This window comes from Yoonia vestfoldensis DSM 16212 (genome assembly GCF_000382265.1).
Lineage (GTDB): Bacteria > Pseudomonadota > Alphaproteobacteria > Rhodobacterales > Rhodobacteraceae > Yoonia > Yoonia vestfoldensis.
In genome coordinates, this window is sequence record NZ_KB907980.1 from 110,295 (window position 1) to 123,762 (window position 13,468).

The 13,468-nt window shown below is 61.2% G+C and carries 13 protein-coding genes and 1 tRNA gene; 9 read left to right on the forward strand and 5 right to left on the reverse strand.

What is annotated here, in order from left to right; genetic code table 11:
- Positions 1 to 21 precede the first annotated feature (21 nt).
- Genes H147_RS0109800 through H147_RS0109825 form a run of 6 tightly spaced genes read left to right on the forward strand, consistent with a single transcriptional unit; the run spans position 22 to position 4,600 of the window.
- Positions 22 to 873, forward strand: coding sequence for a GNAT family N-acetyltransferase (locus H147_RS0109800; protein ID WP_019955188.1), 852 nt, complete (start codon positions 22 to 24; stop codon positions 871 to 873).
- 30 nt (positions 874 to 903) lie between these two features.
- Positions 904 to 1,323 carry a Fur family transcriptional regulator gene (locus H147_RS0109805; RefSeq protein ID WP_019955189.1) on the forward strand — a complete coding sequence of 140 codons (420 nt, stop codon included), beginning with the start codon at positions 904 to 906 and terminating at the stop codon, positions 1,321 to 1,323.
- A 3-nt stretch (positions 1,324 to 1,326) separates the two neighbouring features.
- The gene (locus H147_RS0109810; protein ID WP_019955190.1) at positions 1,327 to 2,217 is read left to right on the forward strand and encodes a DMT family transporter; all 891 of its coding nucleotides are present in this window, start codon (positions 1,327 to 1,329) and stop codon (positions 2,215 to 2,217) included.
- Between the two features lie 41 nt (positions 2,218 to 2,258).
- Positions 2,259 to 3,533, forward strand: coding sequence for a phosphopyruvate hydratase (gene eno, locus H147_RS0109815; RefSeq protein WP_019955191.1), 1,275 nt, complete (start codon positions 2,259 to 2,261; stop codon positions 3,531 to 3,533).
- Positions 3,530 to 4,168: a DUF7002 family protein gene (locus H147_RS0109820; RefSeq protein WP_019955192.1), complete on the forward strand. Its 639-nt coding sequence runs from the start codon at positions 3,530 to 3,532 to the stop codon at positions 4,166 to 4,168. Before eno ends, H147_RS0109820 begins: the two co-directional genes overlap by 4 nt.
- Before the next feature lie 9 nt (positions 4,169 to 4,177).
- Positions 4,178 to 4,600 (forward strand): cupin domain-containing protein, encoded by a 423-nt coding sequence (locus tag H147_RS0109825; protein ID WP_019955193.1) that lies wholly within the window; start codon positions 4,178 to 4,180, stop codon positions 4,598 to 4,600.
- Between the two features lie 117 nt (positions 4,601 to 4,717).
- On the opposite strand, the gene H147_RS0109830 is transcribed toward H147_RS0109825, so the two are convergent.
- The 5 genes from H147_RS0109830 to pdxH form a co-directional block, all read right to left on the reverse strand.
- Positions 4,718 to 8,326 carry a vitamin B12-dependent ribonucleotide reductase gene (locus tag H147_RS0109830; RefSeq protein ID WP_019955194.1) on the reverse strand — a complete coding sequence of 1,203 codons (3,609 nt, stop codon included), beginning with the start codon at positions 8,324 to 8,326 and terminating at the stop codon, positions 4,718 to 4,720.
- Positions 8,327 to 8,850: 524 nt separating this feature from the next.
- Positions 8,851 to 8,927 (reverse strand) — tRNA-Pro (locus H147_RS0109835).
- 43 nt (positions 8,928 to 8,970) lie between these two features.
- Positions 8,971 to 9,447 carry a DUF192 domain-containing protein gene (locus H147_RS0109840; protein ID WP_019955195.1) on the reverse strand — a complete coding sequence of 159 codons (477 nt, stop codon included), beginning with the start codon at positions 9,445 to 9,447 and terminating at the stop codon, positions 8,971 to 8,973.
- Complete coding sequence (locus H147_RS0109845) at positions 9,444 to 9,971, reverse strand: cold-shock protein (protein WP_019955196.1); 528 nt, start codon at positions 9,969 to 9,971, stop codon at positions 9,444 to 9,446. The genes H147_RS0109840 and H147_RS0109845 overlap by 4 nt, the downstream gene beginning before the upstream one ends.
- Before the next feature lie 116 nt (positions 9,972 to 10,087).
- Positions 10,088 to 10,693, reverse strand: a complete 606-nt coding sequence (pdxH, locus tag H147_RS0109850) for a pyridoxamine 5'-phosphate oxidase (RefSeq protein WP_019955197.1) — start codon at positions 10,691 to 10,693, stop codon at positions 10,088 to 10,090.
- A 153-nt stretch (positions 10,694 to 10,846) separates the two neighbouring features.
- Between pdxH and fabI the strand changes: the two genes are divergently transcribed.
- The 3 genes from fabI (at position 10,847) to H147_RS0109865 (ending at position 13,412) form a co-directional block, all read left to right on the forward strand.
- Positions 10,847 to 11,653 (forward strand): enoyl-ACP reductase FabI, encoded by an 807-nt coding sequence (gene fabI / locus H147_RS0109855; RefSeq protein WP_026352412.1) that lies wholly within the window; start codon positions 10,847 to 10,849, stop codon positions 11,651 to 11,653.
- A 4-nt stretch (positions 11,654 to 11,657) separates the two neighbouring features.
- Positions 11,658 to 12,161: a xanthine phosphoribosyltransferase gene (gpt, locus tag H147_RS0109860; RefSeq protein WP_019955199.1), complete on the forward strand. Its 504-nt coding sequence runs from the start codon at positions 11,658 to 11,660 to the stop codon at positions 12,159 to 12,161.
- A gap of 75 nt (positions 12,162 to 12,236) precedes the next feature.
- Positions 12,237 to 13,412 (forward strand): aminotransferase, encoded by a 1,176-nt coding sequence (locus H147_RS0109865; protein ID WP_019955200.1) that lies wholly within the window; start codon positions 12,237 to 12,239, stop codon positions 13,410 to 13,412.
- The last annotated feature ends 56 nt before the right edge of the window (positions 13,413 to 13,468 follow it).

The following is a 13,468-nucleotide window of genomic DNA, read 5'->3' on the forward strand; positions in this document are numbered from 1 at the left end:
GTCTGATGTCTTAACGGCGGCATGCATGATCGCCATCCCTTGCCGCTTCAACAGCATCCGCGCTTTGCCACAGCGCTGTCCGCAGTAGGTGCGACAGTCAGCGCTACGCATCTGCCACAGGCCGACGATATCCAGATCGTCCAGCGGTTCGGCCTGCATTTCGCCACACGCGGGCCGATTTTCGACCCAAAGGCCGGGCTGGACCAGCGCATCGCCGCCTTGCGGCAGGCCGGTCTGCACCTGCTCAACGCCGAAACGCCCGATCCCGCATTGCGCGGCGCGGGGTTCCGACAGACGCATACAGGCGCTTTCGTCGCCGAAATGATCCTTGATGCCGGCATCATCGGGCGGCTCCATCCCAAATGGCGCGCGACGTGGCGCAAGGCGGGCGAAATGACCTTGAAGCCAGCGCCTTTTACGCCGCACGATCACGGCTGGTTGTTGCAGGCGGACCATCTGCAGCAGCGAAAGGCGGGGTATCGCGCCCTGCCCCATGCGCTGATCCGCGCATTTGCCGCGACCGCGCCCGATGCCGCCACGGTCTATACAGCAGAAATAGACGACGCACCTATCGCCGCGATGCTGTTCCTGCGGCATGCCCCTGTCGTGACTTATCATCTTGGCTGGACATCGGAGCACGGGCGGCTTTGCGGCGCGCATCACAAGATCCTGATCGCCGCCGCCCATGACCATGCTGCCAAAGGGTATCGCAGGCTTGATCTGGGGCTGGTCGATACGCACAACAGCCCCGGTCTTGCGCGGTTCAAGATCGGCACAGGGGCCTTGATCCGCCAGTTGGGCGGCACATGGATCAGGCTGCCGGGGCTTTGCGAGGCGCGATCACGTCTGGCCAGCGGGCGGATCGGCCGTTAAGACGGGATCAGACGAATATCCGGGCCGCATATGACCGACACCATCCTTTCCCGCTGCGAGGCGCAGGGCCTGCGACTGACAGATCAGCGCCGCGTGATCGCGGGCGTGCTGGAAGCCGCCGACGACCACCCCGATGTCGAGGAACTTTATCACCGCGCCTCTGCCGTGGACCCGCGCATCTCGCTGGCCACCGTCTACCGGACCGTCAAATTGTTCGAGGAATCGGGTATCCTGGAAAAGCACGAATTCGGCGACGGGCGCGCGCGCTACGAGGCGGCCGACCGTGACCATCACGACCACCTGATCGACATGCACACGGGCGAGGTGATCGAATTCGTCGATGCCGAGATCGAGGCCTTGCAGGAACGCATCGCCGCCAAGCTGGGCTATCGGCTCATGGGGCACCGGCTGGAACTTTACGGGCTGCCGCTCAAGAAAAAGGATCATTGATCGTTGGAAAACCTGCGCGGTGCGGCCTTCATGGTCCTGGCGATGTTCTGCTTTGCGCTGCTCGACACCACGATCAAGCTGTTGTCGCAATCCATGTCCGTGGGCCAAGCGCTGGCGCTGATCAGCATCGGCATTCTGGTGCTGCTTCTGGGCTGGTCGGTGGTGCAACGCATCCCGCTGTGGCAGACCGAATACCGCAACCCGCGCGTGATCCTGCGCAGCCTGAGCGAGGTGGTCGGCACCTGCCTGATCTCGCTGGCACTGGCGCTGGTGCCGCTGACCACGGCCTCGGCGGTCATACAGGCAACACCTCTGGTGGTGGCGATGGGTGCGGGGCTGTTTCTGGGGCAAAGCATCGGCTGGCGGCGCTGGATCGCGATCATCGTGGGCTTTGGCGGCGTGTTGCTGATCATCCGCCCCGGATTGGAAGGGTTCAACCCCGCCACCCTGCTGGCCGTCGCAGGCATGCTGGCGCTGGCGTCACGCGACCTGCTGACGCGCGCGCTGACCGTCACGCTGTCGGGCGTGCAACTGGGCATCCATGCCTTTGCCTTCGTACTGCCCGCGTCCGTAGTGCTGATGGTCGTGCAAGACCAGCCGCTGGTGGCGCTTGATGCGCGCACCTCGGCGCTGGTCCTGGCGGGGGCGTTTATCGGCGTGTCGTCGTATCTCTCGATCATCGCGGCCACGCGCGGCGGCAATGCCGGTGTCATTTCATCCTTCCGTTACAGCCGCATGATCTTTGCGCTGGTGATCGGGTTCGTCGTCTTTGGCGAACGTCCCGATGCCGCAACGCTGATCGGTGCGGCGATCATCATCACCTCGGGCATCTTCACGCTCTGGCGCGAGGCCCGGATGCGCCGCGCTTCCCTTGCGGAACAAGCCGCGTTATAGACGCGGTGATACCGCTAACATCGCTTCCAAAGGAGCCTTTCATGACCACGATCATCGATATCCACGCCCGCGAAATCCTCGACAGCCGGGGTAACCCGACGGTCGAAGTCGATGTGGTTCTGGAAGACGGCACCATGGGCCGCGCCGCCGTGCCATCGGGGGCATCCACCGGCGCACACGAGGCGGTGGAACGCCGCGACGGCGACAAATCGCGCTATCTGGGCAAAGGCGTGCTGGAAGCCGTCGCCGCCGTGAACGGCGAAATCGCCGAGGCGATCCTTGGGTTCGACGCCACTGAACAGGTCGGCATCGACATGACGATGATCGAACTCGACGGCACGGCCAACAAATCCCGCCTTGGGGCCAATGCGATCTTGGGCGTGTCGATGGCGGTGGCCAAGGCTGCGGCCGATTTCACCAGCCAGCCGCTTTACCGCTATATCGGTGGCACATCGGCCCGCACCCTGCCCGTGCCGATGATGAACATCATCAACGGCGGCGAACATGCCGACAACCCGATCGACATTCAGGAATTCATGATCATGCCCGTCGCCGCCGCGAATATCCGCGAAGCCGTGCGCATGGGGTCCGAAGTGTTCCACACGCTGAAAAAGGAACTCTCTGCCGCGGGTTTCAGCACCAGCATCGGGGATGAGGGCGGTTTCGCCCCCGCCATCGGGTCCACGCGCGAGGCGCTGGATTTCATCATGAAAGCGATCGAAAAGGCAGGCTATAAGCCGGGGGCGGATATCTATCTGGCACTCGATTGCGCCGCGACCGAGTATTACAAAGGCGGCAAGTATGAAATGGCGGGCGAAGGCGCGTCGCTCACGAGCCAGCAGAACGCCGAATATCTGGCGAAACTCGCCGCCGATTATCCGATCATCAGCATCGAGGACGGCATGTCCGAGGATGACTGGGATGGCTGGAAAATGCTGACCGAGATGATCGGCGACAAGGTGCAGCTGGTGGGCGACGATCTGTTCGTGACCAACCCTGCGCGTCTGGCCGAAGGCATCACGCGCGGCTGCGCCAATTCCATGCTGGTCAAGGTCAACCAGATCGGCACCCTGACCGAAACGCTGCAAGCCGTCGATATGGCGCATCGCGCGCGCTATACCAACGTGATGTCGCACCGGTCGGGCGAGACCGAGGATGTGACCATCGCGGACCTCGCCGTCGCCACGAACTGCGGGCAGATCAAGACAGGCTCGCTGTCGCGGTCAGACCGGCTGGCGAAATACAACCAGCTGATCCGGATCGAGGAAATGCTGGGCGAAACGGCGACCTACGCCGGTCGGTCCATCCTGCGGTGACAGCCCGCAGCGATTTCATCCGCGCCTGTGGCGTACGCTTGCTGCATTGCACCGCGCGCAGCAACCTGACAGGCATTCGCCTGAACGGGTTGCTGTCACCGGACTTGCTGGCACAAAAGGCGCGCCGCGATGCGGCATCGCTGGCGCTGCGGCGCGACCGCGTTGTCCTGCACCTGCCCGACAGCACCACTGCGAAGTTAAACCACCAACTGCCGATCCTGCATGGTCTGGCCGCTGCGAACCGGGTGGTGGATGGCCATGATGCTGCAAGCTGGGCGCGCCAACTGGATCGCCGGATCTTTCTCTGGCCCGAACGCAAGGGCCGCGCTTTTGTGGAGAGCATAAGGCGGGATGCCGATATCGCGCTGATCTGGTTCGACACTGGCGCTCTGTTCGACGCCCTTGCCCCCGTGCTTTGGCTGGCACCAATCAACAGCGGCAACTTCACTCAGGGCGGTGCACATGCGCGGCGTGGTGACTGGATTTACTGTCTGGCAAGTGATGGGCTTGCGGCTTTTCGCGAAAACCGCCGCAAGCGAGGATTGATTGCAGGCACAGATACCGTTTCCGAAGTGTCTGTGACCATCCCGATCCCGCCCGCGCTGTTTACGGAACTCGTGACGGAAATTCAGTGAGGTAGTTGAATGACCGCAGATGATATCATCGCCCAGCTAGAGCTTGCGCCCCATCCCGAAGGCGGATTCTACCGCCAGACATGGGTCGCCGAGAATACCGGTCGTCCGGTATGGACCTGCATCTATTTCCTGCTCAAAGACGGTGCTGCGAGCCATTGGCACCGCGTCGATGCGGTGGAGATCTGGCATTTTTACGCCGGCGCGCCGCTGGTTCTGTCGCTGGCGGCGGATGCGGCGGGGCCGGCGGTGGATCATGTGCTGGGGCCGGATCTGGCGCAGGGGCAGATCCCGCAGGTGATCGTGCCGGAACAGCACTGGCAGGCGGCGCGCACCACGGGCGACTGGACGCTGGTGGGCTGCACCGTATCGCCGGGGTTCGATTTTGCGGGGTTCACGCTGGCGGATCCGGGGTTCGATATCCCGCGGGGGTAAGGGGCGCTGCCCCTCGCCCGGACTTTGTCCGGTCTCACCCAGGAGTATTTTTTGAAAAAAGAAGTTGGGGTTTTGGGAAACGCCCCCCGAGGAAGTTTCGGGGGGCGTTTTCTTGACTTAGCTACAGCCGCTTGTCCCACCGCAGGTGTTGCACTTCATGCACGTCCCATTCCGCACCAGCGTGTAGTTGCCGCATTCGCCGCAGGGGTCGCCTTCGTAGCCTTGCATCTTGGCCTTGTCGCGGGCCGACAGCGTGCTGGTTTCCGTGACCACGGCGGTCATCGTTGCCGTGCCGCTGACCAGTGCCGCAGAGCTGACGCCGGTTTGCAGCGCCATCAGGTCCTGCGGCATCCGCTTGCGCAGATAGCCGGTGGAGGAGATCTGTTTCAGCACCTCGAGCGAGCGGGAGGCCGCGTTTTCGCTCGGCGTACGGACGTTGGACACACCTTCGGCCTCGCCCCGGCCGATGTCGTCGAAGGCCGCGCCTTCGGGTTTGACATGCGCAAGATCGGTGCGGTCGAGGTAGCTGACAGCGAGTTCGCGGAAGATGTAATCCAGGATTGAGGTCGCGTTCTTGATACTGTCGTTGCCCTGCACCATGCCTGCGGGTTCGAACTTGGTGAAGGTGAAGGCGTCGACGAATTCCTCCAGCGGCACGCCGTATTGCAGGCCGACCGACACGGCGATGGCGAAGTTGTTCATCATCGCGCGGAAACCGGCACCTTCCTTGTGCATATCGATGAAAATCTCGCCCAGCTGGCCGTTCTCATATTCACCGGTGCGCAGGTAGACCTTGTGCCCACCGACGATGGCCTTTTGCGTGTAGCCCTTGCGCCGCTGTGGCATCTTTTCGCGTTCGCGGTTGCGGATTTCGCGAATGATGATCTTTTCCACGATCTTTTCGGCCAGCACAGCCGCCTTTTCATGGTGGTTGCCGCTTTCGAGCACTTCGCGCGCGTCGTCGTCATCCTCGACCAAGGCAGAGGCCAGAGGCTGCGATAGTTTCGAGCCGTCACGGTAGAGCGCGTTGGCCTTCACACCCAGCGACCAGGACAGTTCATAGGCTTTCTGGCAATCCTCGATCGTCGCGTCGTTGGGCATGTTGATCGTCTTGGAGATCGCGCCCGAGATGAAGGACTGCGCTGCCGCCATCATGTAGATATGGCTGTCAACGCTCAGATAACGCTTGCCTTTCTTGCCGCAGGGGTTGGCGCAATCGAAGACGTTGTAATGCTCTTCTTTCAGAAAGGGCGCGCCTTCCAGCGTCATCGTTCCGCAGACGTGGTCATTCGCGGCATCGATATCCTGCTTGGAATAGCCAAGGTGGCGGAGCAGATCGAAGGTCGGGTCGTTCAGCTTTGCCTCTGGGATACCCAGCGTCTTGGTGCAGAAATCCTTGCCCAGCGTCCACTGGTTGAACACAAAGCGGATGTCAAAGGCAGATCGCAGCGCGCCTTCGACCTTGTCGAGTTCCGCCTGCCCGAAACCATGCCCGATCAGGCTGGTATGGTTGATCGCAGGCGCCTGCCCCATAGAGCCGTGACCGACCGCATAGGCGATGATTTCCTCGATCTGGGCGGACCCGTAGCCGAGCTTTTCCAGCGCTGCCGGCACCGACTGGTTGATGATCTTGAAATAGCCGCCGCCGGCCAGTTTCTTGAACTTCACCAGCGCGAAGTCAGGCTCGATTCCAGTTGTGTCGCAATCCATCACCAGACCGATGGTGCCGGTTGGCGCGATGACGCTGACCTGCGCGTTGCGATAGCCGTGTTTTTCACCAAGGCGCAGCGCCTCGTCCCAGCTTGCTACGGCCAGTTTGACCAGACGGTCGTCGGGACAGTTCGCGTGGTCGAGCGGGACAGGCTTGACGTCCAGCGCTTCATAGCCGTCTGCCTTGCCATAGGCGGCGTTGCGGTGGTTGCGGATCACGCGCAGCATGTGCTTGGCGTTCTTGGCATAGCCGGGGAATGCGCCCAATTCGCCCGCCATTTCGGCGGATGTTGCATAGGACACGCCCGTCATGATCGCGGTCAGGGCGGCGCCCATGGCGCGGCCTTCGTCGCTGTCATAGCCAAAGCCCATATTCATCAGCAGACCGCCGATGTTGGCATAGCCAAGGCCCAAGGTGCGGAAGTCGTAAGAGCGTTGCGCGATTTCCTTGGACGGGAACTGCGCCATCATCACGGAGATTTCCAGCGTCACGGTCCACAGGCGCGTGGCGTGCATGTAATCTTCGACCTGAAACTGTCCGTCCTTGTAGAAGGTCAACAGGTTCATGGACGCAAGGTTGCAGGCGGTGTCGTCAAGGAACATGTATTCCGAACAAGGGTTCGATCCCCGGATCGCGCCGTCTTCGGGGCAAGTGTGCCATGCGTTGACGGTGTCGTGGTACTGGATGCCGGGATCGGCGCAGGCCCATGCGGCATGGCCCACCTGTTCCCACAGATCTCGGGCCTTGATGATCTTAGCGACTTCGCCGTTCTTGCGGTTGATCAGCTTCCAGTTCTCGTCGTTCTCGACGGCCTTCAGGAAGGCATCGGTTACACGGATCGAGTTATTGGAGTTCTGTCCGGAGACCGAGGAATATGCTTCCGAATCCCAGTCAGTGTCATAGGTCGGGAATTCGATGCTGGTGTGGCCCTGCTTGGCGTAATCGAGCACGCGTTTGATATAGGTCTCGGGAATGGCCGAGCGTTTGGCGTCCTTGACCGCTGCCGCCAGCGTTTCATTGGTCTTTGGGTCATAGGCGGCAACGGCGTCACCGTCCCATGATTTGATCGCGGCGAAGATCGCGTTCAGATAGCGTTCGTGCATCTTGGACCCGGCGACGATGGACGCCACCTTTTGTTCCTCGATCACCTTCCAGTTGATGAATTCCTCGATATCGGGGTGGTCGGCATCGACGATGACCATCTTGGCCGCGCGGCGTGTGGTGCCGCCCGATTTGATCGCGCCCGCTGCGCGGTCACCGATTTTCAGAAAACCCATCAGACCCGACGATTTGCCACCGCCGGACAGTTTCTCGCCCTCGCCCCGCAGGGACGAGAAGTTAGTGCCGGTGCCGGAGCCGTATTTGAAAAGGCGCGCTTCGCGCACCCAGAGATCCATGATCCCGCCTTCGTTGACCAGATCGTCCGCGACGGACTGGATGAAACAGGCATGCGGCTGGGGATGTTCGTAGGAGGAGGTGGATTTCGTCAGCTCGCCGGTCTGGTAATCGACATAATAATGCCCCTGTGCAGGACCGTCGATACCGTAAGCCCAGTGCAGGCCGGTGTTGAACCACTGCGGGCTGTTGGGCGCGGCGCGCTGGCTGGCCAGCATATAGCGCATTTCGTCGAAATAGGCGCGTGCGTCTTCTTCGCTGGTGAAATAGCCACCCTTCCAGCCCCAATAGGTCCAGGCGCCTGCCAGACGGTCGAACACCTGCTTGGCGCTGGTTTCACCGCCGAAGGTCGCGTCTTTGGCTGGCACGGATTTCCAAAGGAATTCCGGCACGCCCTTTTCCTTGACGCGCTTGGTCGCGGACGGCACGCCCGCCTTGCGGAAATATTTCTGCGCAATCACGTCGGATGCGACCTGGCTCCAACCGCCGGGAATTTCACAATCGTCGAGCTTGAACACGATCGTGCCGTCGGGGTTGCGGATCTCGGACGTGGTCGTCTTGAAAGCCAAAGCTGCGTAAGCGTCCGCGCCTTTGGTCGTGAAATTCCGTTCGATCTTCATGTTTCTGCCCCTACTATTACCAGCCGTCGTTGCGGCTCACATCGGTTAGGCACCGCTGACGCGGCGCAGGATCGTCTGACGATTGCAGCAAGGTGGTCCCGGACAGAAAAGCACAAAATGCCCTGTCGTCGACCGTGTATCGGCTCAGCGCCTGCCTGTTGAATCGTACCCCGTGCCGGCACGACATCCGAACGGTGTTGCAGCGGCTCGCATAAGGTGACGCATCTAGCCCTAGTGGGTCAACGGCTTTTTAACACAAAATACAGATTAAATCGGTTGACGTTTTTCGCTTGGGATTCGGTCCGCGCGGCCCGCCGATTCATCCACCGGATTGTCCACAGACCACGCACTGGAACACGCGCAAATAAACTCTTTGCGACGGCTGCTTTAGCCGTGAAAACTGCGTCGTGGCGCGAATTGGCGACGGCCCACCTGCCCGATTAACAGGCAACAGGCGGATCACACGCACGTGGCCCCGCAGCAACAATGCCGGAGCCGACAACAATACCAGATGTTGGAATTTATGGTCGGGGCGGAGAGATTCGAACTCCCGACCCTCTGTTCCCAAAACAGATGCGCTACCAGACTGCGCTACGCCCCGAACCGAGGCTGTCTTTAGCCCCACTCGACCGATTTGAAAAGCCCTAACTGTCGGTCTTTTCGCCACAAGGCGAAATTGCGTCAGGACCGAAACTGGGATGCTGCATCACATCGCCTGCGGTGATTCCCAACCTCGCGCTCAGCCCGCCATTGATTTCGAGCACCATCTGCACGCCGTCGCCGCCGGGAATCGGCGTCAGATCGCCGGGGATCGCGTTTTCATGCACCCGCAGGATTTCGCCGGCTGGGCTGGCGAAAATCATGTCCAGCGGGATCAGGGTGTTCTTCATCCAGAAACTGACCGCCTGAGGCCGTTCGTAGATGAACAGCATCCCCGTCATGCGCGGCATATCCTCGACGAACATCAGGCCCTGCGACCGTTCGGCGGGCGTATCCGCGATATCGACCGTAAACGTCGCCTGCCCCCAATCGCCCGAAATCGTCACACGGTCATCTGCACAAGCGGCCATTGCCGTTTGCGCGGACAAGCAAAGGCCAAGCGCAAGAACGACCGCCCTCATTTCGCGGCACTTTCCCAGCCGACGACCTCGATCGCCATGCGGCCGCGTTCGCCATCGACAAGACGCAGCCCGATCGCCTCGCCCGATTGCAGGTCGGACAGGCCGGACCGGCGCAACACCTCGATGTGAATGAACACGTCGTCCGATTTGCTGAACACGTTGGCAAAGCCGAATCCCTTGGCCTTGTCGAACCATTTCACGCGCGCAGGCTCTACCGGGCGTTTGGCGATATCCTCGGGCGTGAAATCCATCATGTCGCGCAGCGGCACCGCGGAATCAGTCTGCGGCGGTGTGATCGAGATCACCTCGACCGCCTGCATTCCCCGGTGCGTATCCTGCACCATGAGGTCGATCCGAGAGCCGTCAACAACCGACCCCTGCCCGAAATTGCGCAGCACATTGGCGTGCAGCAGGATATCCGGGCCACCTAATTCTGCGATCACAAAGCCGAAGCCCTTGGTGGGATCAAACCACTTTACCTGACCTTGCACCCGCCGAAGGTAGGCGGTGTCTTGCGTTTCCATTCCATCTTCCTTTTGACGCAATGCCTGTCCTGCACCGCATCGATTCACTTCTGGGTTCCACCACACGCCCCCGGGGCCAAGCCATCAGAACGCGGGTTCTTTCTTATGCCGACCCCTCAGGGGTTGAGGCGGGTGATTGTCCAATCGTCTTGGTCTGATCCACGCGACCAACGAAACCGGTCATGCAGGCGAAAAGCGCCATCCGACCAGAATTCTATTTCGAGCGGAATGATCCGGAACCCGCCCCAATAACGCGGGCGGTCGGGATCAGTTCCAAGCTGGAGCGTCTTTTTTGCAACTTCCGCCATCAAAGTCGCACGCGACTCCAATGGTTGAGATTGCCGCGACGCCCAAGCGCCGATCCGGCTTTTTAGCGATCTGGACTTGTAGTACGCATCCGCGATCGGCCCGTCTTCGCGCACGACAAGGCCCCGCACGCGGATCTGCCGCGCCAGAGACTTCCAGTGCATCACGAACGCCGCCTTGCCCGTCGCTGCAATTTCAGCGGCCTTGCGGCTTTCGTAATTGGTATAAAAAACAAATGCTGCCGGTTCGATCTCCTTCAACAGGACCATTCTGACATTGGGTAAGCCCGATTCATCGACCGTGGCCAATGCAATCGCGTTGGGGTCCGCAGGCTCTGATTCTTCAGCCTTCCGAAGCCATTGCTGCGCAATGACAAAAGGGTCGTCGCCCGCAAAAATGCCCGTCCGATCAGACATATCCGATCCTCACATAGGCCCCCGCCGCAAGACTTAGGATCAAACAGAGACAGTATCAACCATTTTGACGGATTGTTCCCGACTTGCTGGCATCTAGGCAACGCCCCGGCGCCCGTGCTAGGGACCACGAAACAAATCGTGAAGGGTGCAGCGATGACATCACAATTGATGCAAGGCAAACGCGGGCTGATCATGGGGCTGGCGAACGACAAATCGATCGCCTGGGGCATTGCCAAGGCCTGCGCGGATGCCGGGGCCGAACTTGCGTTTTCCTATCAGGGCGAAGCGTTGAAGAAACGCGTGGATCCGCTGGCGGAATCGGTCGGCTCCGACACGGTCCTGCCCTGCGACGTGGGCGACGAAGCGTCGATCGACGCGCTCTTCGCAGCGCTCGAGGCGAAATGGGGCAAGCTCGATTTCGTGGTCCATGCCATCGGCTTTTCTGACAAGAACGAATTGCGCGGCCGCTATGTCGATACCAGCCGCAGCAATTTCCTGATGTCGATGGATATCTCGGTCTATTCCTTCACCGCCGTTGTGCAGCGCGCCGAAAAGATGATGACCGATGGCGGATCCTGCCTGACGCTCACCTATTATGGCGCGGAAAAGGTGATGCCGCATTACAACGTGATGGGTGTGGCCAAGGCCGCACTCGAAGCATCCGTGCGTTATCTGGCCGAGGATCTGGGCAAGAAGAACATCCGCGTCAACGCGATCAGCGCCGGCACGATCAAGACGCTGGCGGCCTCCGGCATCGGCGATTTCCGCTATATCATGAAATGGAATGAGTATAACTCACCTTTGCGGCGCACCGTGACGCAGGACGAGGTGGGCAAATCCTCGCTTTACCTGCTGTCCGATCTGGCCAGCGCCGTCACCGGCGAGGTGCTGCATGTCGATGCAGGTTATCATGTCGTGGGCATGAAAGCCGTCGACGCCCCCGATATCACCAAGGATTGACACGATGACCGACCGTCTGCCGCATGAAAAAGGCTTTCACATCTCCTGGGACCAGATCCACCGCGACAGCCGCGCGCTGGCCTGGCGGCTTGACGGGCATGGCCCCGACGACGGGGCCTGGAAAGCCGTGGTCGCGATCACCCGTGGCGGTATGGCGCCAGCGATGATCGTCGCGCGCGAACTCGACATCCGCACCGTCGATACGATCAGCGTGAAAAGCTACGACCACCAGGCCCAGTCCGAGGCCCGCGTGCTCAAGGCCCCCGATGCCGCGCTGATGGGTGATGGCACCGGGATCCTGATCGTCGATGATCTGGTCGACAGCGGCAAGACGCTGGAACTGGTGCGCAGCCTTTATCCAAAGGCGCATTTCGCCACCGTCTACGCCAAGCCCAAAGGCCGCCCGCAGGTCCAGACCTTCATCACCGAAGTCTCGCAGGACACATGGATCTTTTTCCCATGGGACATGGCGCTGCAATATGTCGAACCCTATCGCGGCAAGGACTGATCACCCAATCTTCCGAGCCCAAATATCCCCGCCGGAGGCCTAAATGTTTTTCGGCGCAACCCGTCTGGACAGCGCATGACCCGATCCCGCACCGCCGCCACTTTCACCCCGCCCGTGATGGCGGCGCGGCGCTGGCTTGATGGCGTCACACATCCGGCGAACAGGCCGCTAATCAACGTCAGTCAAGCCGCCCCCGTCGAGGCACCGCCTTTGGCCCTGCGGCAGGCCATCGCCGAGATCGCGATGAACGAGCCCGAGGCGCATCTTTATGGCCCCGTCCTTGGCCTGCCCGCGCTGCGCACCGAAATCGCGGCCCAATGGTCGGCGTCCTATGGCGGAACGGTGACCGCGCCGCAGGTCGGCATCACCTCGGGCTGCAATCAGGCCTTTGCCGCCGCCATCGCCGCCCTTTGCGGTGAAGGCGACGAGGTGATCCTGCCGGTCCCCTATTACTTCAACCACCGCATGTGGCTCGACATGAGCGGTGTGACATCCGTACCGCTTGTGTGTGGTGCCGATCTGGTGCCCACGGCACAGGATGCGGCGGCGCTGATCACGGACCGCACCCGCGCCATCGTGCTGGTCAGCCCGAACAATCCCTGCGGCGTGGAATATCCCGCAGCCACCCTGCGCGCCTTCATGGATCTGGCGCGCGCATGCGGGATCGCGCTGATCGTCGATGAAACCTACCGCGATTTCGATAGCCGCACCGGCGCGCCGCATGACCTGTTCAGAGATCCCACATGGGATGACACGCTGATCCAGCTTTATTCCTTCTCCAAGGCCTACCGGCTGACAGGCCACCGTGTCGGCGCAATCCTGACCAATCCCGCCCGCCTGGCAGAGATCGAGAAATTCCTCGATACCGTCGCGATCTGCCCCAACCAGATCGGCCAACGCGCCGCCCTTTGGGGGATGCAGAACCTGTCGCAATGGCTGGCGGGCGAACGGTCGGAAATCCTCGACCGGCGTGCGGCGATCAATGATCATTTCCCGCTGCTGGCCGCCAAGGGTTGGAACCTGCTCGGTGTAGGGGCCTATTTCGCCTATGTGGAACATCCTTTCGCGATCTCCTCCAGCGATCTGGCGCAAGATCTGGTGACGCAGGCGGGGATCCTGCTTTTGCCCGGCACGATGTTCATGCCGGACGATCTGGCAGGCGGCGACCGCCAGTTGCGGATCGCCTTTGCCAATATCGACCGGGCGGGGATTGCCACGCTCTTTGACAGGCTCGCGAAGGTGGCTGTCTGACCCTTGCACCCAAGGGCACAGCCCCTTATTCATGCACGACCAAAAGAGGGCGGAGC